At 64.9% G+C, this 23,120-nt stretch carries 22 protein-coding genes; 7 read left to right on the top strand and 15 right to left on the bottom strand.

Annotation, left to right across the window (positions count from 1 at the left end):
- Positions 1 to 5: 5 nt before the first annotated feature.
- Positions 6 to 1,007 carry an NAD(P)-dependent oxidoreductase gene (locus VKV57_01830; protein ID HLW58644.1) on the top strand — a complete coding sequence of 334 codons (1,002 nt, stop codon included), beginning with the start codon at positions 6 to 8 and terminating at the stop codon, positions 1,005 to 1,007.
- A gap of 27 nt (positions 1,008 to 1,034) precedes the next feature.
- On the opposite strand, the gene VKV57_01825 is transcribed toward VKV57_01830, so the two are convergent.
- Positions 1,035 to 2,216 carry a pyridoxal phosphate-dependent aminotransferase gene (locus VKV57_01825; protein ID HLW58643.1) on the bottom strand — a complete coding sequence of 394 codons (1,182 nt, stop codon included), beginning with the start codon at positions 2,214 to 2,216 and terminating at the stop codon, positions 1,035 to 1,037.
- A 555-nt stretch (positions 2,217 to 2,771) separates the two neighbouring features.
- On the opposite strand from VKV57_01825, the gene VKV57_01820 reads away from it, so the two are divergent.
- Positions 2,772 to 3,095, top strand: a complete 324-nt coding sequence (locus VKV57_01820) for a hypothetical protein (GenBank protein ID HLW58642.1) — start codon at positions 2,772 to 2,774, stop codon at positions 3,093 to 3,095.
- A gap of 38 nt (positions 3,096 to 3,133) precedes the next feature.
- Entirely contained in the window at positions 3,134 to 3,658 is a 525-nt protein-coding gene (locus VKV57_01815; protein HLW58641.1) for a hypothetical protein, read from the top strand.
- A 288-nt stretch (positions 3,659 to 3,946) separates the two neighbouring features.
- Here VKV57_01815 and tcuB read toward each other — a convergent pair whose 3' ends face one another.
- From tcuB to VKV57_01785, 6 genes are all read right to left on the bottom strand, one after another.
- Positions 3,947 to 5,044 (bottom strand): tricarballylate utilization 4Fe-4S protein TcuB, encoded by a 1,098-nt coding sequence (gene tcuB, locus VKV57_01810; protein HLW58640.1) that lies wholly within the window; start codon positions 5,042 to 5,044, stop codon positions 3,947 to 3,949.
- Complete coding sequence (gene tcuA, locus VKV57_01805; protein HLW58639.1) at positions 5,031 to 6,419, bottom strand: FAD-dependent tricarballylate dehydrogenase TcuA; 1,389 nt, start codon at positions 6,417 to 6,419, stop codon at positions 5,031 to 5,033. Before tcuA ends, tcuB begins: the two co-directional genes overlap by 14 nt.
- 5 nt (positions 6,420 to 6,424) lie before the next feature.
- Positions 6,425 to 7,309 (bottom strand): ABC transporter permease, encoded by an 885-nt coding sequence (locus tag VKV57_01800; protein HLW58638.1) that lies wholly within the window; start codon positions 7,307 to 7,309, stop codon positions 6,425 to 6,427.
- Positions 7,302 to 8,246: an ABC transporter permease gene (locus VKV57_01795; protein HLW58637.1), complete on the bottom strand. Its 945-nt coding sequence runs from the start codon at positions 8,244 to 8,246 to the stop codon at positions 7,302 to 7,304. The genes VKV57_01800 and VKV57_01795 overlap by 8 nt, the downstream gene beginning before the upstream one ends.
- Before the next feature lie 6 nt (positions 8,247 to 8,252).
- The gene (locus VKV57_01790; protein HLW58636.1) at positions 8,253 to 9,779 is read right to left on the bottom strand and encodes an ABC transporter substrate-binding protein; all 1,527 of its coding nucleotides are present in this window, start codon (positions 9,777 to 9,779) and stop codon (positions 8,253 to 8,255) included.
- 207 nt (positions 9,780 to 9,986) lie between these two features.
- Entirely contained in the window at positions 9,987 to 10,406 is a 420-nt protein-coding gene (locus VKV57_01785; GenBank protein ID HLW58635.1) for a DUF3830 family protein, read from the bottom strand.
- 649 nt (positions 10,407 to 11,055) lie between these two features.
- Between VKV57_01785 and VKV57_01780 the strand changes: the two genes are divergently transcribed.
- From VKV57_01780 to VKV57_01765, 4 genes are all read left to right on the top strand, one after another.
- Positions 11,056 to 11,715 carry an isochorismatase family protein gene (locus VKV57_01780; GenBank protein HLW58634.1) on the top strand — a complete coding sequence of 220 codons (660 nt, stop codon included), beginning with the start codon at positions 11,056 to 11,058 and terminating at the stop codon, positions 11,713 to 11,715.
- A 103-nt stretch (positions 11,716 to 11,818) separates the two neighbouring features.
- Positions 11,819 to 13,369 (top strand): ABC transporter substrate-binding protein, encoded by a 1,551-nt coding sequence (locus tag VKV57_01775; GenBank protein HLW58633.1) that lies wholly within the window; start codon positions 11,819 to 11,821, stop codon positions 13,367 to 13,369.
- Between the two features lie 154 nt (positions 13,370 to 13,523).
- Positions 13,524 to 14,471, top strand: a complete 948-nt coding sequence (locus VKV57_01770; protein HLW58632.1) for an ABC transporter permease — start codon at positions 13,524 to 13,526, stop codon at positions 14,469 to 14,471.
- A 127-nt stretch (positions 14,472 to 14,598) separates the two neighbouring features.
- Positions 14,599 to 15,354, top strand: coding sequence for an ABC transporter permease (locus VKV57_01765; protein ID HLW58631.1), 756 nt, complete (start codon positions 14,599 to 14,601; stop codon positions 15,352 to 15,354).
- A 561-nt stretch (positions 15,355 to 15,915) separates the two neighbouring features.
- Here VKV57_01765 and VKV57_01760 read toward each other — a convergent pair.
- The 8 genes from VKV57_01760 to VKV57_01725 all read right to left on the bottom strand — a co-directional run bounded on the left by VKV57_01760 (position 15,916) and on the right by VKV57_01725 (position 23,106).
- Positions 15,916 to 16,326, bottom strand: coding sequence for a DUF3830 family protein (locus VKV57_01760; protein HLW58630.1), 411 nt, complete (start codon positions 16,324 to 16,326; stop codon positions 15,916 to 15,918).
- Positions 16,327 to 16,329: 3 nt separating this feature from the next.
- On the bottom strand, positions 16,330 to 17,217 hold the full coding sequence (locus tag VKV57_01755) for a DUF3830 family protein (GenBank protein ID HLW58629.1): 888 nt from the start codon (positions 17,215 to 17,217) through the stop codon (positions 16,330 to 16,332).
- 476 nt (positions 17,218 to 17,693) lie between these two features.
- Positions 17,694 to 18,626, bottom strand: a complete 933-nt coding sequence (locus VKV57_01750) for an ABC transporter permease (protein HLW58628.1) — start codon at positions 18,624 to 18,626, stop codon at positions 17,694 to 17,696.
- 10 nt (positions 18,627 to 18,636) lie between these two features.
- Positions 18,637 to 19,584: an ABC transporter permease gene (locus VKV57_01745; GenBank protein HLW58627.1), complete on the bottom strand. Its 948-nt coding sequence runs from the start codon at positions 19,582 to 19,584 to the stop codon at positions 18,637 to 18,639.
- A 42-nt stretch (positions 19,585 to 19,626) separates the two neighbouring features.
- Positions 19,627 to 21,180 (bottom strand): ABC transporter substrate-binding protein, encoded by a 1,554-nt coding sequence (locus VKV57_01740; GenBank protein ID HLW58626.1) that lies wholly within the window; start codon positions 21,178 to 21,180, stop codon positions 19,627 to 19,629.
- The gene (locus tag VKV57_01735; GenBank protein HLW58625.1) at positions 21,173 to 22,222 is read right to left on the bottom strand and encodes an NAD(P)-binding domain-containing protein; all 1,050 of its coding nucleotides are present in this window, start codon (positions 22,220 to 22,222) and stop codon (positions 21,173 to 21,175) included. Before VKV57_01735 ends, VKV57_01740 begins: the two co-directional genes overlap by 8 nt.
- Before the next feature lie 25 nt (positions 22,223 to 22,247).
- Positions 22,248 to 22,649 carry a DUF3830 family protein gene (locus VKV57_01730; GenBank protein ID HLW58624.1) on the bottom strand — a complete coding sequence of 134 codons (402 nt, stop codon included), beginning with the start codon at positions 22,647 to 22,649 and terminating at the stop codon, positions 22,248 to 22,250.
- A gap of 34 nt (positions 22,650 to 22,683) precedes the next feature.
- Complete coding sequence (locus VKV57_01725) at positions 22,684 to 23,106, bottom strand: DUF3830 family protein (GenBank protein HLW58623.1); 423 nt, start codon at positions 23,104 to 23,106, stop codon at positions 22,684 to 22,686.
- Positions 23,107 to 23,120 lie beyond the last annotated feature (14 nt).

The raw sequence follows: 23,120 nt of genomic DNA, 5'->3' as shown, positions 1-23,120 counted from the left end.
CGCGCATCGCGCCCAGGGAGAAGCCGCCGCTGAAAATCCTCATCACCGGCGCCTGTGGCCGCATCGGCGCTCACGTCGTGCGCGGACTCCTGGACCGCCATATCGCCGTCGTGGGCATCGATGCCGTCGTGCACTCGGGCAACTTGCGGGAGCTCGCGGCGCGAGTTTCCGTCTTCCCAGTCGATGTCCAGGACCTCGGGGCGATGCTGGCCCTGGCGGGGCGAGAAAAGATCACGCGGGTCATCCACCTCGCGGCCGCGATCGGGGACCAGTTCGACTCGCATCCGTGGGGATCGTATCAGGTCAATCTGGGCGGGACGTTGAACGTGCTCGAGGTCGCCCGCCACGCGGGCATCGATCGCGTCGTCATGGCCAGCACCCACAACATTTACCCACGGGCGTATGGGGTCTACGGTCCCCCGGAATGGCGACCGATCGCCGAAGATCATCCTCCCGATCCGCACCGTCCGTACGCCGTGATGAAGCTCGCCGGCGAGTACATGGGACGGATCTACGCGGAGCACCTCGGGGTGGACTATGCCGCAACGCGGTTCGCCAGCTACTATGGCGCGGAGCGGGCCATTCGGCGGGGGACCAAACCCCCCGACACCTTGAATCGGCTCATCCTCGACGCCGTGGAGGGTGTGCCGAGCATCGTGGAACGCGGAGGCGACCAGGTCTTCGACCCCGTCTACATCAAGGACTGCGCCCACGGGGTCATCTGCGCCGCGCTTGCCCCGGAGCCCCAGCGCGGCCGCGTTTATAACATCGGCGGTGGGCATCCGATCTCGCTCAACGCCGCCGCCGAGGTTGTTCGACGCGTCCTCCCCACCGCCCGCATCGAGATCGGGCCCGGAGACTCGTTTTCCCAGGATGGCCGACCCCATCACCCGCCCCTGGACATTAGCCGAGCGCGGCGGGAGATCGGCTACGAGCCGCAATATTCCCTGGAGCAAGGGATCGCCGAGTGCGCCCGGGAGTTGGCCCGGATGCTCAACCGGAACTAGCGCAGGACGCCCGCCCTCGCCCGCCGCTTACTGTAAACGTTTCACCACCGGGCTGATCCGGTCAACCGCGGCACGGATCTTCTCGATCGGCTGCAGAAACGAAGCACGGACGTACCCTTCTCCGTTCCCGAACGAGCTCCCGGGAAAGACCAGCACGTTTGCCTCTTCCAGGATCCGCTCGCAAAAGTCAAGCGAGCTCAGCCCCGTGGAGGTGATGTTGGGGAACAGGAAATGACCGCCCTGCGACCAGGCACCGCCAAGTCCGAGCTTTTCGAACCCTGCGAGGAGTACCTGCCGGCGCTCGGCGAAGGTGTCCCGCATCTCTCGAACGCAGTCCTGCGATCCGGTGAGCGCGGCGACGCCGGCCGCCTGCGAGACGGCGGGCGCGCAGATCGTCATCGTGTGCTTGATCACCTGCATCGCGTCGACGAGCGCGCGAGGTGGAACCAGGTAGCCGAGCCGCCACCCCGTCATCGCATACGTCTTGCTGAACCCATTGATGATGATCGTCCGACCCGCAAGTTCCGTCGCCGACGCGATACTCACGTGTGGAGTCGTGCCAAAGACGTAATGTTCATAGATATCGTCGGCCACGACAATGAGATTGTGCCGCAGCGCAAGGTCGACGAGAATGCGGATGGTCTCAGCCGGGATCACCGCGCCCGTGGGATTGTTCGGGCTGATCACCGTAAGGATCTTCGTTCTCGGCGTGATGCGTGCTTCGACGGCCGACGGGTCGAGCGCAAAGACGTGCGCCTCATCGCATGGCACCATGACCGGCACACCACCGGCCAAGCGCACCGCGCGCGAGTAAGAGTTGTAGTGCGGATCCGCGAGCAGGACCTCATCCCCGTCGTTGAGCAGGGCCTGGAAAGTGACGTAGACAGCTTCCTGGCCCCCGGCGGTCACGATCACCTGCTCTGCGGAAACATCGGCGGAGTAGTCACGCCGGCACTTCGCAGCGATGGCTTCCCGAAGATCATCCCGCCCCTGCCAAGAAGTGTAGTGGGTCGCGCCTTCGTCGAGCGCCCGCTTCGCCGCTTCGATGATGTGGCTCGGGGTCGGCAGGTCGGGGTCGCCTCGTCCCAGCGAGATCAATCCCCGTCGGCCCTGCGCTTTGCCGAGCAAACGCTCACGACCGCCAGACTGACTGGCCGTCGCCCGTTTTGAGATGAGCGAAATGACGCTGCCCGCTCCGGTTATCGTCAACTGAACCTCCGACTCAAGGCCACAACTAGGATAGTATCAAATGTACCATAGGTCAGAAGAAGATTCCTCCGGCAATCTCAGTGGACGTTGCGCCCCAACTCTCATTCTCATTCTTGTCGCTTCGCCTGACTGTGGCGAGCGTGCCCATCATGGTGCCCCAAAGAAAGGTCCACCGCGTATGTTGCGGCGAACGCCCGGGGATTCCGCCAGGTCCCTCGTGAGCGGATTTCGCTGGCCACAAGCGGCCGCCGCGCCGGGTAGACCGGAGGCATGATATCCAGTTGATCGGCACGGCGCCACCCCGACCGCGAGCCCCACAACCAGCACTGCGCCGATCTGCCAACGTCATCTGCGCACCGCCAAAGACGGCCACCTTCCGAGCGAGAATGTACGGCGTATCCACGAGAAACATTCCAAAGTTCGGCCCGGGATTTGCCGGTGGGAGCCATCGCACGGGCCATGAAGTGTTGCGGCATTGCTACAATTCTGTATCAGATGTCTCGATCTAGTACAAACCTGTAGTAAGATTAGTACATTTATGTTATAGTGTGAACTATGAAGGATAAGCTTTTTGGTTCGGCAAACCGGACAGATTGCCTGGTCACGATAGGCCGCCTCCAACGCACCTATGCCTCTGAGATCGCCCGCGTCCTTGACCGAAGAGTAATCGAAATCCAACGTGCAGTGGCGTCGCTTGAGAAGGCCGGGGTCGTCGTCAGCACTCGCATGGGCAACACACGGATTGTGGAATTGAACCCTACCTTTCCTGCCAAAGATGAATTGTACGCGCTACTGTTGCGCTTGAGCGAGATGCCCATCTACGCGAATCGTTGGTCAAAGATCCGCCGCCGGCCGCGCGCGATGGGCAAACCTCTATGAGGTTTTCCGGGATGCCGCTAGTCGAGGTGGTTGCTGCCGTGGCGACGCACCTGCGAGCATATGGCATAGAGGTTGTCGTCGTCGGCGGTAGCGCAATCACGTTGCACGTTCCCAACGTATATACATCTATGGATGTTGATTTTGCAGTCACATCAGGTATGGACCGTCACAGGATCAGGGTTGCCCTGGGCAAACTTGGCTTTCAAGGGCATGGGCGCATTTTTGTTCACCCGGATGCGAACTATTCGTTGGACTTCGTCGCGGATAGGCCGTATATCGACCAAGAACCTGTGTATGATTTTGCCGAGATTCCCACGTCTGTCGGCAATGTCCGCGTCCTGCATCTCGAAGACGCCATAGCCGACCGCATCGCGGCAATCTTGCACTGGAGTGATTCCGAATCGTTGGACGTGGCGGAACGCGCAGCCGCTGCCGCACGAGATCGTCTGACGTGGGCGCGCGTAGACGCCGCATTGCAAAAGCTGAATACAAAGTCGCCGGAGACCTTGCAACGAATGGCCCTGGCACGCAAACGGCTATGCCGCGCCCTCACGGAAAGCTAAGGAACGAACGCGGAGCTGACGAAGAGGTTCGCGCTCCTACCCTGCGCCTCCCGAGTGCGCCGCTTGATTGTCTGCCCAATGTCCCCCCGTGTCGCCAGCGCTGTCATCGTCGCCCGAACGGGGGGAAGGTCTACGTCTCGAACGGGGATGTGCCCAAGAGCGATCGACATGGCGAAATGGCGATCAAGACACTCCGATCTCGGAAGGTCGCCGCAGGAATAACCCTGTCGCGCGATACGAAGTGAGGGGCAGTAGGAGTTCTGTGGCCCGCCAAGTGGCCCACGCCCATCATGGCTCTGACTCGCGCTCGAGCCGGTAGCGCACTAGCGCGAGAAACCGATAGACGAGATGCACGAACTTCCCGTACGGCGCGGTGACGAACAACGCGGCGACGATCCCGAGGTGGATCATGAGTATCAAGCCCATCACGGGGGTGGCCCGGAGCGCCAGCGTGAGCATGCCCGTCAGTGACGCGAGGCCCAGCGTGATCACGAACACGTAGTCCATGCCGAGTGCCGCGCCCGCGGCCGGAGCACGGTCGCTCCGCACCTTCACCAAGAGCATCCCGCCGGCGCCGACGATGATCGCGACACCCCCAAGCGTACCGAACACGACCGGAGCGCTCGTCAGCGGATATGGGGGCATCAAATCGAACACATCCTGGTAGATCGCAGCGAGGGTCGTCGAAGCGATCGCGGCGAGGAATCCGTAGAAGACAAACGCGTGCAGAACCCCACGCCCACGCGACGCACGCTCTCCGGGGTACGGACAACCGGGTCCGCCGCCACGGAGCCAGCGCAGGGTGAGCGCGTCCCACACCGCTCCGCCCACCGCGGCGACCGTCAGCCTCTCGGGGGCTCCCCCTCTGATCTCACGCCAAAACCACACGCCCCCGGCCGTCCAAACGCCGAGCCAGTAGCAGAGCGCGGCGATGCCCGGCACCAGAATCGCCCAATACGCGACGACCTGATAGAATGCCCCCGGCCCCAGGTGCACGCCCAGCAACCGGCCCGGGCCGGCGAGCAGGACCGCGGCCCCCAGCACCACGATCACCGCCGCGGCGATCACCAGCACGGTTGCGGGAACGCTCTGAACGAGGCGCGCGAACGCCGGCGGCCAGCCGTACCGACGGTAGCTGGCCTGCCGCACCTCCGAGAGCACCTTCGGGATATTCACGCCAAACTCGTGGGGCGGCGAGTACATGCACGCGTAGTAGCACGCGCGGCAATCGTGGCACAGGTTGGCCAAATAGGTGATGTCGCCGTCCTTGAAGGCCTGCCGGAGTTCCATCGCCGGAAAAACCGCACAGTACCCCTCACAATACCGGCACGCGTTGCAGACGACCAGCTGGCGCTCCGCCTCTTGAAACAGATCAGTGAGCGGCATGCGTCGCCGCCTCCCGGCCGGCGAGGCGCCCGAAGACGCCGCCAATCGTCATTCCGAACCCGGCCAGGTACCCGCTTGCCAAAATGTTCCCCGACATGATTTCCCCCGCCGCGTAGAGGTTGGCAAATGGTCGGCCGTGGCGGTCGACCAGGCGCGCCGTCTCGTCGACGCCCACGCCCATGTACGTAAAGGTCACCCCCGGACGCAGGGGCGATGCGCAAAACGGCGGCCGATCGATCGGGCGCGCCCAGTTGCTCTTCGGGAGCCCCAGGCCGCGCGTGCACAACCCATCCAGCGCGTCCGCGCGAAACGCCGTGTTCCCGGCGGTCGCACGGTTGTACGCGTCGACCGTGCTCACGAGCGCGCCCGGATCGATCTGCAGCAGCGCGGCGAGCGCCGCGATGGAATCGGCCTGAAACGGTTTGTACAGCGGCGGGAGGAAGCAGCCGATCGCCTTCGCGTCGAAGATGCTGTAGGCAATTTGGCCGGGCTGGGCGGCGACCCGCGCCCCCCAGCTCGCATAGCGCTTGGGCCATAGGTCCTCGCCCTCGTCGGAAAACCGCGCCCCGGCTTGGTTGACGACGATGCCAAACGGGATCGAATCCAGACGCGTGGCGATGCCCCCATCGTACTTGGGTGCTCGAGCGTCGACAGCGATCGCGTGAAACCCCTTGGGATCCCCCACCTGCGCGGCGCCCTTCTCCAGCAGCGCCGCGAGCACCGTGCCGTCGTTGTAGGGGGTGCCGCGGACGACGAAATTGTCCGCCGCCGCCCCCCAATACCGCTTGAGCCAGCCGAGGTTGGCCTCAAACCCGCCGGCGGCGACCACCACGGCCTTCCCTCGCACGAGCTCGCGCGACCCGCCGCGCCGGAGGACGACCGCCTCGGCCCGGCGCCCCTCCACCACGATGTCCTCGACACCCGCTTCGTACCGCACCTCTACGCCGAGGCGCCGGCAAGTGTCATAGTACGCGTTCAGGAGCGCCTTCCCGCCCCCGAGAAAGAACCGGTTCGTCCGTCCCAGCGACAGCGTCCCGCTCAGCGCCCGCTGCCACGTCGCTCCGTGCTCCGTCATCCAGGGGGGAAGGGTTCTGGACTCGGAAATGGCAAAACGCGCCAGGTCCACGTTCACCTGACCCCCGCCAACCTTGCGCAGGTCTTCGAGAAATTCATCCTCTCCGTACTCCCCGGTGAGGTACGGATCGGCCCGGTCGTGGGCGCAGCGGACGTTGCGGGTGTGCCGACTGTTGCCGCCGCGCATGTGTTGAGGAGCCCGCTCCAGCACCAGGACGCGCCGCCCGGCACGGCGCGCCGACAGCGCTGCGCTGAGCGCCGCGTGCCCCCCACCGACCACGATGACGTGATACTCCTCCAACGCACTCAGGCGCGATCACGCTGCACGATGCGCCGCGCCCCCTCCCCAACCAGATAGAAGCCCAGCACGGCCAGAAATATCGCGACCCCCGCGGTGAGGGACGGCCACGGGGTAATCGCGAGGTACGAATACCCCTCTTGCAGGATCCGGCCCCAACCCGGCGCCGGCGGGGGCGTGCCGAAGCCCAGGAAGGACAGGCTCGCCTCGGTGAGGATCGCCCCGCCCGTGTAGATCGCTCCGAGTACGACGATCAGGTCGAGCACGTTCGGAATAATGTGCCGGGCCAGAATGCGCGAGTTTCGGGCGCCCACCGAGACGGCAGCGGTGACGAAATCACGCTCGCGGAGTGCCAGCACTTCCCCGCGAACCACGCGGGCCAGCGCCGGCATGATCGTCACGCCGAGGGCGATGATCACATTGGTGAGACCGGCCCCAAGCAGCGCCCGAATCACCAACGCCAGCACCAGCGAGGGAAAGACAAGGACCAGATCCGCCAACCGCATCAACACATATCCGACACGGCCACCGAGAAACCCGCCCGCCAACCCCCACGGAACCCCCCCGATGGTCCCCAGGGCGACGGATCCCAAGCCGACGATCAGGGAGAGCCGCGCACCATAGATGTCCTGGCTCAGGTTGTCGCGGCCGAGGTCATCGGTGCCAAGGAGGAACATCCGCGTCGGCCCCTCCAGGGTGTGGTTAGCGTGAATCGTCAGCGGATCGTACGGCGCGAGAACCGGCGCCGCGAGCGCCACCGCGATGACCACGGCGCTCAGACCGCCGCCCACGGCCAGGGCGCGGTTGCGAACGAAGCGCCGCCACCTCCCCGACGGTGCCCCAGCAACTTTCGAACGCCCGACACCACCTCGGGCGATGTGGGGGCTAATCATACGACACGCGGGGGTCGAGCCACGCGTACGACAGATCGACGAGCAGATTGACGAACAACACGCCACATGTCATGGATGCCACCACGGCCTGCACGACTGGGAAATCGCGCCCGAGGATCGAGTCCACCAGAAGCCGGCCCACCCCGGGCAGCGCGAAGACCGTTTCGGTCACGACCGCCCCGCCGAACAACCGACCAAATTCAATGCCCAACACGCTGAGCAGCGGGATCAGCGAATTTCGCACCGCGTGCCGAACGAGCACACGGCGCTCTGCGATGCCCTTGGCCCGGGCCGTTTGCACGTAGGGCGCCCCGAGGGTGGCGCGCAGGCTTGACTTGAGCACCAAGGCCAGGATGCCAACATACGCCACGCTGAGGGTCAGAACCGGCAGAATCATCACCCGCAGGTTGGCACCCAGGTTATTGAGCGGGGAGACGAATCCGCCGCTGGGGAGCCACCGCAGCGTGAGGGCAAACACCAAGATGAGCGTAATCCCCAGCAGGAAGTTCGGTAAGGTCACCCCAACGACGCAGAAGCTTGAAACTCCGAAGTCCGCCAGCGACCCGTACCACACCGCGGCCACGCTGCCGAGGACCAAGGCGCCCGCCGCCGCCAACCCCATTGACAGGATCGTCAATTCCGCGGTCGGCAGGGCCCGTTCCCGCATCGCCTGCGCGACCGGTTCGTGGGTGCGCAACGACCGGCCCAGGTCGCCCCGAAACGCGTGGCTCACCCAGTCCAGGTACTGCACATCCAGGGGACGGTCCAATCCTAGCTCATGCCTGAGCCTCTGCGCGGTTTGGGGATCCGCGTCGCGCCCGAGGATCAGCAGCGTCGGATCCCCGAGCAGCCCGTGAAGGAGCCAGAAGACCGCCATCGTCACCAGCACGATCATCGGGACGACCGCGGCGACCCGGGCGACGATGTAGCGCCACACGCACGGTCACTTTGCCAGCCAAAGGCTGCGGTACCGCGGCACCGAATCCGGGATCCACGCGTATTCTTGAACCGTTGTCCGCATCGGCGCATCCTCGGACGGATAAAAGACCCACACGTACGGCGCGTCGTCGATCACCTGTTGTTCGATCTGCGCGTAGATACTCTTCCGCGCGTTGCGGTCGTATGTGGAGTTGCCTTGGTCGAGCAGCTTATCGACGGTTGGATTCGAGTACCCCGTCGAATTCGCGTAGTTGCCGGTGTAGAACAAAATCCGCAGCAGCCCGTCTGGATCCGCCCGGAGCGTCCAGTCCGTCCGTGTCCAGTTGACCTTCTGCTGCAGGACCTCCTGGTACAGATTTGACGGGTCGACCGGGTTGATCGTCAGGGTCACGTTGATCCGCTTGAGCTGGGCCTGCAGCAACTGGGCGAACTGGAGTCCCACCGGCGTATTGTCGGTTGAGAATTGGGCCGAGAAACCATTCTGATACCCCGCTTCCGCCAGCAACTGCTTGGCACGATCGGGATCGTAGGAGAACCCCTTCGCGGTCCGGCTGTACCACCACACAATCGACGGGGTGGGCCCGTTGGCGATGCTGCCCCGCCCCCCGAGCATCACTTTCACGAATTCACCGCGGTCGATCCCGTACGCAATCGCCTGCCGGAGTGCCTTGTTATTGAAGGGGGGACGGTCGACCCGCCACTGGACCCCCCACCAATGACCCGACGGATTCTCGCTCACAACCTTCACCCCAGGGCTCTTCTGAAGCACCGCGATGTCCTTGGGATCCGGCTCGCTGGTGATGTCGAGCTCGCCTGTGCGGACCATCGTGTCGCGAACCGCGGGATCGGGGACGACCCTGTAGGTGATGCCATCGAGGGACGCCTTGGACCTACCCCAATACCCGTCAAACCGCTTGACCGACACGTGGTCATCCGGGAGCCACTCCACGAATTGAAACATCCCCGTCCCGACCGGATTGCGGCCAAAATCCTTACCGTACTTTTGATACGCCGCGGGGGAGACGATGAAGCCGGGGCGTTCGGTAAAGGCGGCGAGGAATCCCGCGTAGGGTTTCTTCAGGCGAAACACCACCGTCGTCGGCCCGCTGGCCTCGACGCCGGAGAGAAACGGGTCGAGTTGTTTGAATTGGGGGGAGTTGTTCGCCTTGTCCAGGATGAAGTCGATGTTCCACTTCACGGCTTCGGCGTCGCAGACGGTCCCGTCGTGAAATTTGACATTCGGCTGCAATGAGACCGTGATCGTCAGCCCATCCGCGGAGATCTTCCAGGATCGACCTAATTCGGGGGCGATTTCGAACGTCGGCGTCGCGGAGACGAGCGTGTTGTAGATCGCGTACATCACGGGCCGCTCCGACCAATCCACGGAAAAGTGTGGGTCCAGGGTGTGCGTATCGGCCACCGCTCCCACACGCAAGATCCCTCCTGGCTGTGGGGGGGGTGCCGCGAAGGCCGTAGCGCGCGTCGCCGCATCGCGCGCCAGCGCCAGGCCAAGCCCGGCCCCAGCGCTCATCCGCAGAAGGTCCCGGCGAGTGATGCGACGCCGGCGTGGGAAGGATGCCGTTCGATTCAAGGAATCCACCTGCCGATTCCTGTCGCGCATGGCTCCCCCTCCCTATGCTCATCGTTCCGCGGGCCGACGGGACTGGCCACATCCACGCCCCCCATTCCCTGCCTATGGACTAACCATCAGCAGCGACTCACACCCCCCGAGGGATGATCACGGCGCAAGACGGATCGTCACCGCCTTCGGCCCCCAAAACAACACCTCGTCGCTCGCCTTGACGAAGGCGTCGAGGCTATCGATCACCTTGCCGATCCGTGCAACGTGGAGCTCGCCCTTGTCGTCCCGCCACTGGCTCTTGCCGTAGGCGAACGCCAGCTTGTAAAGCTGGTATCGTGGATCGTCATAGTAAATGATGTCTCCGGGATCCAACCAGGTAGCGGGGTTCTCGACCTTCCCGATCTCGAGTGGATAATTCTTTTCAGTCCGCCACGCGGCCCCGGACCACCGCACGTGAATGGTCCGGTCGGCCATGGGAAAATGCCGCAGCAACGCCGCGATCGTCTTCGGGGCCTTTTCGTCCCAGAGTTCCGCGCCCGCCTTTGTGCCACCTAGGTCGATCATGATCTTATACATCCGCTCCCGCCTCGACGATCGTCAGCGGATATCCCACTCGGCGCAACCTCCAACGAAGTGGCTGCCGATCGCCATGCCGTACCGGTGCACTCCCGCTACCGGTACCTTGCCGCCCCGTCATGTGTCCTCATATAAGGAAGATGCGTACGTGTTATTTGGTGCATACGTTCTCGATGGCAGTCGTTCGTCCTGCTCTGGCAAGCGACTGGTCTCGGCAGTCGCAGGCACGTCCGAAAAACGTCCCATGTTGAGGTTCCGCAGGTGATTTGACCATGCGCGAAAAAGCTATGGTATGCCAAAGGTGCTACCGGTGTACGACCTTTGGACGGGTGCCCGAATACGATCGGCGCGACTCACGTCCTGCTTCAGGTTGCGGCTAATGAAATCACGCGGAGGGCACCATGGCAAAAACCCACGCGCTGGCGAATCTCGACTCAATCCGACGCACAATCGCAGACAAAAACCCCTCAGCGAACTCGCCCATCGTACGATCCGCGAAGTGGGCGGGTGATTCGGCGCGGGACCGCCGGGCCCTCGTCCGCCGCCGCAGCCCCGACGAGGTAGAGCGGTCGGCCGGCGAGGACATGATGCAGGCGACACTAGCGCCAAGGCAGCGCCATCAAATGCCCCGCATGGATCGCGCCACACGATGAACGCCTGGAATGGACTCATCGGTGCAGATGAACTCGAAGTGTACCGCCGCGCCGGTTACGGCCGCTTGCCGAAGGAAGGCCGGCGGCCGGCGGTGCTCGTGGTCGACATGGAATACAACTTCACGGGAGACAAACCGGAGCCGATCCTGTCGTCTATCGCCAAGTTCCGGAACAGCTGTGGCGAGATCGCATGGCGAAGCATCCCGAAGATCGCCCGGTTGCTGCGGATCGCCAGGGCGCGCGGCGTGCCGATCGTGTACACACACGGGTTCCCTCGAACCGCGGGTGCGACCCGCCACGAAGCCCGCCGGGGAACCGATATCGTCCGGGAGCTTGCCCCACGACGCCACGACGCGGTCTATCGAAAAGCGGCGGCCAGCGCGTTCTTTGGAACGCCTCTCGCCGCCTATCTCATGGGGCTCCGCGTCGACACCCTCCTGGTGACAGGATGTACGACGAGCGGCTGTGTCCGGGCATCCGTCGTCGATGCCCATGACTACCACTTTCGCACCATCGTCGTGGAAGAGTGCGTCTTCGATCGCGCCCCAACGCCGCACCGCATCAACCTATTCGATATGGCCCAGAAGTACTCGCTGGTCCGCCCACTCGGACACGTCGAGAAGTGGCTGCAGCGCGTCCGCGTACCGCATGACTAACCGAACGACGCAGGAGCATTCCCGCACAACCGTATCGAATCAGGGTGGCGAATGGTGGAGGGGGTGACACGTGTCCAACCGGCCGTGGTCGCGATTGTGCACAATGGCGGTCCGTCTGATCACCGGAATGCTGGTGGCGGCGGTGGCCGCGGGGGGGATGTTGTTCCCCGACTGGGGTATCCGACGAGCCTCCGCGCAGTCACCGACACGCGGCGGTACCTTGCGCGTGGGGATTAGCGGCGACTGGGGCACGCTGGATCCGGCACATTACACAAACGTCAACGAACGGCAGATCTTCTACTCGATCTTTAACCCCCTCTTTGCGCTTGACTCCTCCTTCACCATCAAGCCCGAACTCGTCAAGAGTTGGAGCATCTCGCCGGACGGGCTGCGTGTGACGTTCCACCTCCAAACCGGCGTCCGATTCCAGGACGGAACGAGTTTTGATGCGAGTGCGGTGAAGTTCAACATCGACCGGATGTTGAACCCCGAGACCGGGTCGGCCTTTCGCACGATTCTCGCGCCAATCAAGGAGACCCGTGTCGTCGACCCGGCGACCTTAGAGCTTGACCTCAGTGCGCCGTTCACCCCCCTGCTTTCCTGGTTCACCGAGGGGCCCGGGTTCATGTCCTCACCGACCGCGGTCCGAAAGTGGGGAGACCAATACGGCCTGCACCCGGTCGGCACCGGGCCGTTTGGGTTCGTGGAGTGGGTGAAGAACGATCACATCACGCTGAAGCGGTTCGACAACTACTGGGAACGCGGCCTCCCGTACCTGGATGAGATCATCTACCACCCGACCCCCGACGAAACTGTCAAGATGGCCAACCTGCGCGCCGGCAGCCTCGATGTCATCGACACCGTGCCGGCCCGCGAGCAGCGGGCCGTGCGCAATGATCCGCGGTTCCATACGATCCTGCTGTCCGGAGCGCGCTGGCCGATGATTCGGCTGAACAACGCGATGCCGCCGTTCAGCAGCAAAGCGCTTCGACAGGCAGTCTCGTACGCCGTGAACCGCGACCAGATCGTCACCGCGATCTATTTTGGTCAGGCCCGACCGGCGTACGGCCCGATCTCGCCTGTGTACCGCCAGTATTTCGATCCGGCGGTCAGCGCGTATGGCTATCTGACCGATATCAACAAGGCCAAGGCGAAACTCGTTGAGGGTGGGCAGCCAAAAGGCTTCTCCTTCACGCTTGAGATCTCCACGTCGCCGGAACAAGCCCGACTCGCCCAGTTGATCCGGGCACAGCTCGCGGAGGCCGGGATCACGGCCAACATCCAGGCATACGATCCGACGACCCTGCAGGACCGCATTACCGGAAAACGCTACCAGGCCGTGATCGGATCATGGACCCCCCGACCGGACATCGACGGCACGATGTACAATCACTTCAGCACGAAGGGGAACGTGAATTCCGTGTCCTACAGCAACCCGATGGTGGACGCCCTCTTCGAGAAGACGCGGGTGATCCCAAACGGTCCTGAGCGAATCCGGTTCTACCGGCAGATTCAGCGCCAGGTTGTCGAAGACGCCCCCTGGGTGTTCCAGGTCTTTGAGAACCTCATGATTGGAATGCAGAAGCAGGTCCAAGGTCTCCCGGCGATCCCGGATACCATGATGCGGTTCAAAGCCGTGTGGTTGCAGCAATAGGGCTCCGCCAAAGAAAGATTAGGACTTCCTCTGCGGCGCCTATCATGGCGACCCTCGCCGAAGTCTGTGCCAACCGGCGAGTACGCGCCCTGCCGATTACCGGCCTGTTCCATGACGGCACCGCACTTTCCGGCCATCCCATGAGGCCGCGGCGATGATGCGGTTCCTGTTCCACCGGATGCTCGCGACCCTGCCGGTGCTCCTGTTCCTCAGTATCGGCGTCTTCTCAATGCTGCATCTCGCGCCCGGCGACCCGGTCACGACGATGCTCAGCGACGACCTCGCGAGCCCGCAGGTCGCGGCCGCGCTCCGCCACCAACTCGGGCTTGACCGACCGCTGTATGTGCAGTACGGATGGTGGCTGCGCCGGGCGCTTCACGGCGACCTGGGGTACTCCTACCGGTCGAAATCTCGCGTGGCCTCTGAGATCACGGCGCGGCTGCCGGTGACGATCGAGCTCACGGTGTTTGCGATCGCCGGCGCCCTGAGCATCGCAGTCCCGCTGGGCGTCATCGCCGCGCTTCGCCGGAACACCGGGCTGGATGCCTTGATCTCCGGCATCGGCGCCCTGGGGCTCGCCATGCCGGCGTTTTGGCTCGGCGTGTTGCTCATCCTCCTGTTCGCCGTGCGGCTGCATTGGTTGCCGCCGTCGGGGTACGCGCCGCCCTGGCGGGGGCTGGGCCCCAACCTCCGCCTGATGATCCTCCCCGTCATCACCCTCGGGATGTCGTACGTTTCGGTGGTCATGCGTATCGCGCGCATGAGCGTGCTGGACGTGATCAAGGCGGATTACATCAAGACCGCACGGGCGAAGGGCATCCAGGAATCACGGGTGGTGGCTCGTCACGTCCTGCGGAGCGCGCTCATCCCGATCATCACCGTGGTGGCGCTCGAAACCGGCCGCCTCCTCGGCGGGGCCGTCGTGACCGAAACGATCTTCGCCCTGCCGGGCATCGGGCGTCTCGCGGTGGACTCGGTCCTGGACCGGGACTTCCCTGTGCTCCAGGCGGTCACGCTCTTCATGGCGCTCGCGCTGATCGCCGCGAACCTATTGGCCGACGTGCTCTATGCGTGGGCCGACCCTCGTATCCGGTACGGGTAACGCCGTGGTCGCTACATACGTCGCTCAGGGCACTCGAATACCCACCTCGGGCGGGATCTTCGTCACCGGCGCCCGCTTTGTGACCCGGCACCGGCTTGCTTGTGTGGGCGGATTACTCTCCCTCGGCATGCTGCTCGTCGCAGTGGTCGGTCCGACCGTTGACCCAACGCCGCCCAACGCCGTGCACGTGTCGGCGCTGCTGATCCCCCCATCGCGCACCTGGTGGCTCGGCACCGACGACCTCGGCCGCGACATCCTGAGCCGGGTGTTTGCGGGGGGGCGGATTTCCATTGGGATCGGCGTCGTTGCCACGCTGACCGCGGCGGTCGTGGGCGTGCCCGCGGGTATGGCGAGTGGTTTCTGGGGCGGGTGGCTCGACGGCGCGCTGATGCGTCTGATGGACCTACTGTTCTCCATTCCGACGATGGTCCTGGCGATCGCGATCGTCGGGGTGCTCGGCCCCAGCGTGACGAACGCCACACTCGCAATCGCGTTGGTCGCGATGCCACGGTTCGCGCGGCTGGTGCGCGGCCAAGTCCTCGCACTCCGCGAAATGGAGTTCATCCATGCGGCACGGGCCGTCGGCGCGCCGCCGGCGCGCATTCTGCGACGCCATCTATTGCCGAATCTGCTTGGGCTTGTCGTCGTCCAGGGCACGCTGACCGTCAGTTTTGCCATTCTCACCGAAGCATCATTGTCGTTTCTTGGGCTCGGCGTCCAACCGCCGACTGCATCGTGGGGGTCGATGCTGCGTTACGGCTATCCGTTCCTAGATCAGGCTCCGTGGACGGCCATCACGCCGGGCATGGCGATCATGCTCACGGTGTTGGGCCTCAACCTGCTCGGGGACGGGATTCGGGACCTCCTCGATCCTTCGCTGTGAGCGTGACGCGCGGCTGCGGGGGCGAACTATATCATGAACCTCCACACCCCCTGAGTGTAGACGCCCCCCAACAGAGCTTGACGGGGCGGCAACGATGAAGCGGATCCGCAGCGGTGACACGCCTCGTCGCGGTGTCGACGCCCCGGAGGACAGCCAGTTCGTCCCCCGCTGGAGTCCGTCCGTGGTGGAAGCCCGAATTGCGGGAGCCTTTGGGCGCGCTTCCCCTACCGGTTTGTAGGGAAGCCTTTCGGCCGCCCGAGGCAAACCGGATGCGGATGGCCACGAGCCAAAGTGGTGGCGACCGGTTGGGTCCACTCGGACAGCCCTTGGCCGTTCGGTTGCGGCTCAGAACCGTACTCCCGCGGTCCGAGGGGTCGAGCATGCCCCCTCCGCGCCAGAGACGGAAGAGCCGCCGCCTGGGCTTGCAGCCCTGTGCGGCCTTCGCCGCCGACCCGCTGTAGTTGTCGTCAACGCCGTACTCCCGTGTGTACGGTCCGGACCGCGGCGCCTGACCGACGTTGTCATCGCTGGCCCCCCTCAGCGGCGCCGACGTCAAAGAGCCTACTCCGCCCGGCTCAGCCGCAGCGGCTGAGCCCCCTCCATCCAAACCCGTTGGCCCGCTGCGGAAAGTTCGTCCAGGTTCGCCGTCACCTTGCCGATCACAGAGACATGGAGCGCAATCGACAAATCCGGGTGGCGCCATTCCGCCCGGCCGTACGCCAGCCCGATCTTTTTCATTCGCGGGTAGTAGATCACGTCGCCGGCTGCCAGCACGTGCCCCTCGTTCTCGACGTCGTGAACACCGATGTCGTAATCACCCTCGGTCCGCCACGCGTCGCCCGACCATTTCACCTGAACCGCCCGATCGATAATCGGCAGCGCCGCCCACAGCGCCTTCACGGTGCGCGGTGCCTTGGCGTCGAGCAGTTCGACACGTCCGGTCACGCCGGCCAACACGATTTGCAGCTCCACGGCCTAGGTCTCCTTGCGGCGAATCGTCATGGTCTTCGCTCCCTCGAACATGATCGCTTTGGCTTTGTCCAAGAACGCCGACCAGTCGCCGGTGATCTTGGCGACCGGGGTGAGGGTGGACACACTGGTCGGCCCGCTCTGTTGCGCCTGTCCGTAGCACACGCGGATCCCCCGATATTGCGGGTGATAGTACACATACCCCGGCCAGTGCAGCACCTGACCGTTCTCCGGCGCCGTCAACCGGATCGGTGTCTCGCCGAGGGCTCCCTCTTTTCCCCAGAAGCGCAGCATCTGGCCGCTCCATTTGGTGTTCGTGACCGAGCCGGTGAGCGTGAGCGCATCCCAGAGCGCGCGCGTCGTTTGGGGTGCGGTCTCATCGAGGAGGTGCGCCACCGCGCTCACCCCGTCCAGGTCCAGCTCGATCTGACGCTTGATTCCCCCACCCGGCTGTGCGCGGGAGGCGCCGGCGGATGCCTCCTTGCCTTCCGCCCGGCGAAACTGAATCCGCTTCGCGCCGTCCCACTGCAGCCGATCGGCCACCTTCGCGAGTTGGGGGATCTCCTCCGCGTCGATCATCCCGAGCGGGGTCAAGTACAGGAACCCCGCCGTGCCCCGGAACCGTGCTCCGCCGTACGCGATCGCGATTTCCTTGATCGGCGGGTAGTAGACAATCTCACCTGGATGCTGAAACGACTCGCGATTCTCCGTTTCGTCGACGGCGATGGGAGCATGCTCGAACATCCGGAACATCTCCCCGCTGAGCTGGGCGTGCACGGCCCGGCCCTCGAAGGGCATGGCTCGCAGCACCGCCGCAGTGGTTTTTGGCGCGGTGTCCGCAAAGAGCGTAGCGTGAAACACTTGGTCGCCGAGCACGATCTCGATCCGCGTCACTGTTCCGCCTCCTCAATTGTTCTAGAAGTGCTCCTGATTGGTGCTCTGCTACGGCGGTTCCCGCTCTCCCGGGAGGGGCCCGCGGGGCCCGGCTTGGCGCCTTGAGCAGCTCCCGCGTTTTCCCGGCGTGCAAAGTGCCGGCGCGGCGGCCTGGAGCCGGAGTCCTCTGATCGAGGTCAGGGCACGCGGGTCGCCCGCGAAAGGGATCTGCCCGGGCCGCGGTGTGCGCTTGCTGCATCGCCAGTGGCCCGAACATCCGCCCGCAGGGAGCGGGTGCGACGCCTTCATGCGGAGCATCCCGAACACGCTCCGGCGCGTGCGGTCCGCGCGGGCCGGCGGCACGACGGAGGGGCAGGTCCGACGAGCGGACGCGGCGGCCGGCAACCCGCCGAAAGGGTGTCGCGGCGATCCCGACGCACCGCCGGAGGCCCAAGGTTCCACCCGTGCCCGCGATGGTCACGACAGACAAGGATTGCTCACTCCTTCGACGTGGGAACCGGCGTGGCGTCCCCCATCGGTCGTGTGGGATTCGGGGGTCTCCGCGCGGCGGCGGAGGGCGTCCGAGCCATCAACGCGTGCGGATCCAACACATCCCGGATCATCTCTCCGACATGATTGAAGAGGAACACCGTCAGAAAGATCGCGAATCCTGGGGAGAAGGCGACCCACGGCGCCGTGGCGAGGTATTGGAAACCATCGCGCAGCATCCGACCCCAGCTCGGCGTCGGGGGCTGCACACCCAGACCGAGGAAGCTGAGTGCCGCCTCCCCGAGGACGACCGACGAGAGCGCGATCACCGACCGCACCACGAGCACGTCGGTGGTTTGAGGCAAAATGTGCCGGACGAGAATCCGGTTGGCCGAGGCACCGAGGCTGCGGGCCGCGGCCACGAATTCGGCTCCCCGCAGCGCGAGCACTCGGCTCCTGACGAGCCGCGCATAGGCCGCGACGTGCCCGATCGCGAGCGCAATGATCACGCTCTCGATCCGCCCGGGGCCGAGGATCGCCACGATCGTCAGTGCAAGAATGAGATCGGGGAAGATGTACAGCGCGTCGATCAGCCGCATCAGGGTCTCATCGAGCATGCTCCCGCCCCAGAATCCCGAGACGAGCCCGATCAAGGTCCCGGCAACGAGGCTCAGCAAGACAGCGCTCGCGCCGATCAGCAGGGTCGTCCGCGTGCCGTAGATGATCTGGCTCAGCACATCTTTGCCGAGCAGATCGGTGCCCAGGGTGTGACCCCAGGTGGGCGCCCGCATGCTGAGGGTTCCCTGGATCTGGATCGGATCGTACGGGCTCAGCAGCCGTGGGAAGGCCGCCGCAGCGACCAGGAGGAAGACCGCTACCCCCAAAATCTCGCCGCTCGGAGTGGTGAGTTGTCGCGCAAGCCGCTGCAGCACCATCGCCATCCGGAAGCGGTCAGTCGTACTTGATGCGGGGATCGAGCACGCCGTACGCGAGGTCGACGACCAGGCTGCTCAACACGACGGCGATCGTCACGAGCAGCACGGTCCCCTGGACCACCGGGTAATCGCGCGACTGGATTCCATCGCTGAACAGCCGCCCAATCCCGGGGAGGCTGAACACCACCTCCACGATGACCGCACCCGCCAGCATATACGGGACGCTCTGACCAACGACCGTCACCAGCGGGATGATCGCGTTGCGCAGCGCGTGCTTGTACAGGATGGTCCGGTCCATCAGTCCCTTGGCGCGGGCCACTCGGATGTAATCGCTGTGCAGGACATCGAGAAGCGCCGAGCTGAGATAGCGGGTCCACGACGCCGAGTAGTACGCGGCCAGGCTGACCGCCGGGAGCAGCATCGACGCGATATTTTGTCTCCAGTTCTCGGTGAACGGAACGTAGGCGCTGTTCGCCAGCCAACCCAGTTCTACGCCGAAGAGGTAGATGAGCAGCATCCCGAGCCAGAAGTTCGGGACGCAGATGCCGGCCATAGTGGCCGCCGTCGCCACACGCCCGAGCGGGCTGGACCCGGCGACCGCGGTGAAGACCCCGGCTGGGATCGCGGTCAGCAGAGCCAGGAGCGTCGCCAGCAGCGTGAGTTCCAGCGTCGCCGGCAGCCGGCCCGCCAGCGCCGATCGTACGTCCATCGGGTACTCGAACGACCGGCCGAGATCAAGCGAGCCCAAGCGGCGCAGCCAATCCAGGTACTGGACGATGATCGGTCGATCGAGACCCAATCGCGCCCGCGCTTGCGCGGCCTGCTGAAGCGTCGCCTCGTGCCCCATCAGATAGAGCGTCGGATCCCCCCCCACCGCGGTCCGCATCAGGACGAAGATGCCGAGCGTCACCACCAGCGCGGTCGGGATCAAGATGATGACTCTCCGCAGCACGTAGCGCCACATCGGGGCGTCTCCGACGACCGGCGTGGCCGGTCGGCCGACCGCTTACACCCAGGCCCCGGCGACGCGCGGGATCAGGTCGAAGCCGTAGCGGAACCCCTGGACGTCCCGCCTTGTGATCGCGTAGTCCGGGCTGGCATAGTAGAAGACGTACGAGGCATCGTCGACGATCAGCCGCTCGGCCTGCCGGTACAGCTTCGTCCGCACCTTCCTGTCGTACGTGGCCGACGCATCCTCCAGCAGCTTATCGACCTGTGGGTTCGAATAGTGGGAACTGTCCGCGTAGCCCTTGGAGTCCCACAAGATGTACGCGAGGCCGTGGGGATCGGGGCGTGGGGTCCAGGTTGATGGGACGGAGAAGGGGATTTCCCCCCGGAGGACCATCGGATACTGGTCGCGCTCGCTGACGAGGCGGATATTGATCTCCAGGCCGATCGCCTGCATCTGCGCCTGGATCATCTCCCCGAGCGGCACGGTGGAATTCAGGACATACAGCAGGAGCGGGGTCGGCTTGTCCAGATAGCCCGAGGCCTTCAGCTTTTGTCGGGCCATCTCCGGTCTGTACTTCGGCCCGTTGTAACTCGGGTCCGCCCACCACCCCTCGTGAAAGAACTTGCCGGTCGCCTTCCCCAGTCCGTGGTAGATCACTTTGACGATCTGCTCCCGATCGATCGCGTACATGATCGCCTGCCGCAGGTCCCGGTTGTCGAACGGGGGCACGTCCACCTTCATCTCAATCGCCGCCCACGCATACGCCGGGCTCGGGATCACCCGGTAGGCGGTGTCCTTCTGGAACGCCAAGATATCCTCCGCCGGCAACCCCTCGAGCGTCACGACATCGACCTGCCCCCCGCGCAGCTGCGCGTCCGCCACCGCGGGTTCCGGAAACTCCAGGAAGATCATACTCTCCGACCGGATCGCCTGCGCGTTCCAATATTGGGGGTACCGCTGCACCACCACCCGATTCCCCTGGATCCACTCCACGAACTTGAAGGGCCCCGTCCCGACCGGGTTCCGGGCAAAGTCCTTCCCGTACTTCTTCACCGCCGCCGGCGAGACCATCAGTCCCGGCCGGTCCATCAGCTCCGAAAACAGCGGTGGGTACGGTCGCGTCAGGTAGAGCTGGGCGGTGGTGGAATCCACCGCCCGAACGCCTTGGATGATTCCTTCGAATCGCACGCGGTGCTCCGAGCCGGTTGCCGGGTCCAGAATCCGCTCGATGTTGTACTTCACCACCTCCGCCGTAAACGGCGTCCCGTCGTGGAAGACCACCCCGGGCCGCAGGTGGAACGTCACGACGCGTCCCGTCGATCCGATCTCCCACGACCGGGCCAGTACCGGGAAGAAATTCCCCTGACTGTCCGCGTCGATCAGCGGTTCGTACAACGTGTACAGCACGACGCGGTCGTACAGTCGGGCGTTGATGTGCGGGTCCAGGCTCCTGGCGTTGGCGCCCCGGGCGATGCGGAGCGTCCCCTTCGCCTGCGCCGAGGCCCCCCGGGGCGCCAACAGCCTCGCCGCACTCACGATCCCCGCGGCGGCGGCCAGGAAGCCGCGGCGAGTCAAGGTGTGCCGCGCTCGGCCCGGTCCCTCACGCATTCCCCACCCCTCCTCGGTCGACAGCGGCTCGTGTCTCCGATGCGTGCCGCGCACAGATCCACGCCCCCAGCAGAACGTCCAATCCGACACTTCCGGGGGCCCGCAGGCACACGGTGTCATCCGCCCGCAGCCGGGCGGGCACCCTCCCCCCGACGATCTCCCACAGCTCCGCGTCGACATCCGCTTTGCTGACCCGGCCGTCTGCGATCAGACCGCGGAAGTCGGAGCGCTCGGCGCACTCCGCCCAGTTCGACACGACGAGCCGCACGCTCCCGCGCTCCGCGCGCATGAACAGAGCGGGCGGCAGCTCCTCCCCCGCGCCCAATCCATAGACCGTCGCCCCGGGCTTGATCCACTCCGGCGACAGCACGGGAGCCATGGCGTTTGTCGCGGTCACGAGAAAGTCGGCTCGGCCGGCCACCTCACGCACGCTATCCACGGCGTGCGCGCGCGCGAATCCGGCGGTGGCGAGCGCTCGCACGAGCTGCTCACGAGATGCGGGATGCCTCGACGTCACGACGACCTCCCCGGCCCGCCCGGCTTCGATCAACGCCTCAACCACGGCCCGCGCCAGTCGCCCCGCGCCGACGACGCCGACCGTCGGCCTCGGGGCGGCCACGGTGTGCGCCGCGGCCACGACCGCCAGCGCCGCGATGCGGAGAAGGTATGTCAGGTGCTCATCGATCGTGGCCAAGAGCGTGCGGCGCGACAGGCTGGCGATATGCAAATAGCGCACCGGGTCGTCGCCGAGGATCGAACCAAGGAAGCGATAGCCGACGACGTCCAACTCCGAAATGACGCAGCACTTCGAGATCGACGTCACCCCAGCCTCGCCGTCCGGCAGCGGCACCCGCAAGACAGCGCGGCGGGCCGGCGGAATCACGATTCTCCCCGACGCCTCCCAGAGCAGACCGTCCCGGACGATCTCCACGGCCTCGCCCAACGCGATGCGGCGCCGGGCGTCGCCCGGGCCGATCAGCTGGCCGCCGCGGCTCTGGACCTGCGCGAGCCCCTCCTTGACGGTGGCCGCCCACGAGGCCATATCCGGCTCGCGCCCGGTTCGCCCCTCAGGCCCGCCGAACCCGGATCCGCGCGGCGCCTTCCCACTCAACGCGGCTGCCCAGAGCGGCCAGCTCCTCGACCCCGCCGAGCATGCGGCCCACCAGCGGAGTCGGATGCGCCCCGTTTGGCCCCTGCATCCGTGCCTGACCGTACACGAAGCGGAGCCCGTTCCACTTGTGCAGGAAGATGATGTCCCCTGGGTTTTGCAACTGCGACATATTCTCGCGCTCCGGCGGCTCCGGAATCTGCACCCAGAGGCGCAGCATATCGCCGCTCCATTTGGTATTCGTGGCCGGACCCTCCAACGGAAGGGCATTCCAGATGTTGTTGCAGATGATCGGCGCTTGATCATCGAACAACACGGCATCAAAAGCCTTTCCGTCAAACTCCACGACGACTCGCTTCATGTTCGCCTCCCACTTCTTGATCCAACGCCGTCCCCTACAGCCGTCGCAGAACGATGCGCTTCGCCCCTTCCCACTGCAATCGGTCGGCCTTCTTGGCGAATTCTGTCAGATCGCCCTCGATGCGGCCGATCGCGGAGACCATCATCGGCCCGGTCACCCACGAGAACCGCGCGCCGCCATAGGCAATGGCAATCTCTTTGGCCACCGGCAGGAAGACAATATCCCCAGGCGCCTGGTACCCGACGGGGTTCTCCATGCCAAACGCCCACTTCGAGACGTCGAGTTCGAACGCGAAGTCGGTATTGGTGTGGAACATATCTCCGGACCACTTCCCGTGTGTGACCCGGTCCTCGTACGGCAGACATTCCCAGAATTTCGCAACGGTCACGGGGGCTTTGTCTTCAAAAAGGACGGCGGTCACGGTGACGCCGTCCAACTCCACACCGATTCTCTTCATTGGTCGCCCTCCAC

The sequence above is a fragment of the bacterium genome (assembly GCA_035307765.1).
GTDB lineage: Bacteria > Sysuimicrobiota > Sysuimicrobiia > Sysuimicrobiales > Segetimicrobiaceae > Segetimicrobium.
The sequence above is the reverse complement of the archived record's forward strand: the minus strand, read 5'-3'. Positions and strand labels throughout refer to the sequence as shown.

What these genes read in the sequence shown, in the direction of transcription:
- VKV57_01740 (HLW58626.1), bottom strand. Translation starts at nt 21,180, where the DNA reads ATGCGTGAGGGACCGGGCCGAGCGCGGCACACCTTGACTCGCCGCGGC.
- VKV57_01745 (HLW58627.1), bottom strand. Translation starts at nt 19,584, where the DNA reads ATGTGGCGCTACGTGCTGCGGAGAGTCATCATCTTGATCCCGACCGCG.
- VKV57_01820 (HLW58642.1), top strand. Translation starts at nt 2,772, where the DNA reads ATGAAGGATAAGCTTTTTGGTTCGGCAAACCGGACAGATTGCCTGGTC.
- VKV57_01780 (HLW58634.1), top strand. Translation starts at nt 11,056, where the DNA reads ATGAACGCCTGGAATGGACTCATCGGTGCAGATGAACTCGAAGTGTAC.
- VKV57_01790 (HLW58636.1), bottom strand. Translation starts at nt 9,779, where the DNA reads ATGAGCGCTGGGGCCGGGCTTGGCCTGGCGCTGGCGCGCGATGCGGCG.
- VKV57_01750 (HLW58628.1), bottom strand. Translation starts at nt 18,626, where the DNA reads ATGGCGATGGTGCTGCAGCGGCTTGCGCGACAACTCACCACTCCGAGC.
- VKV57_01775 (HLW58633.1), top strand. Translation starts at nt 11,819, where the DNA reads ATGGCGGTCCGTCTGATCACCGGAATGCTGGTGGCGGCGGTGGCCGCG.
- VKV57_01725 (HLW58623.1), bottom strand. Translation starts at nt 23,106, where the DNA reads ATGAAGAGAATCGGTGTGGAGTTGGACGGCGTCACCGTGACCGCCGTC.
- VKV57_01800 (HLW58638.1), bottom strand. Translation starts at nt 7,309, where the DNA reads ATGATTAGCCCCCACATCGCCCGAGGTGGTGTCGGGCGTTCGAAAGTT.
- VKV57_01730 (HLW58624.1), bottom strand. Translation starts at nt 22,649, where the DNA reads ATGAAGCGAGTCGTCGTGGAGTTTGACGGAAAGGCTTTTGATGCCGTG.
- tcuB (HLW58640.1), bottom strand. Translation starts at nt 5,044, where the DNA reads ATGCCGCTCACTGATCTGTTTCAAGAGGCGGAGCGCCAGCTGGTCGTC.
- VKV57_01785 (HLW58635.1), bottom strand. Translation starts at nt 10,406, where the DNA reads ATGTATAAGATCATGATCGACCTAGGTGGCACAAAGGCGGGCGCGGAA.
- VKV57_01735 (HLW58625.1), bottom strand. Translation starts at nt 22,222, where the DNA reads ATGGCCTCGTGGGCGGCCACCGTCAAGGAGGGGCTCGCGCAGGTCCAG.
- VKV57_01770 (HLW58632.1), top strand. Translation starts at nt 13,524, where the DNA reads ATGATGCGGTTCCTGTTCCACCGGATGCTCGCGACCCTGCCGGTGCTC.
- VKV57_01765 (HLW58631.1), top strand. Translation starts at nt 14,599, where the DNA reads ATGCTGCTCGTCGCAGTGGTCGGTCCGACCGTTGACCCAACGCCGCCC.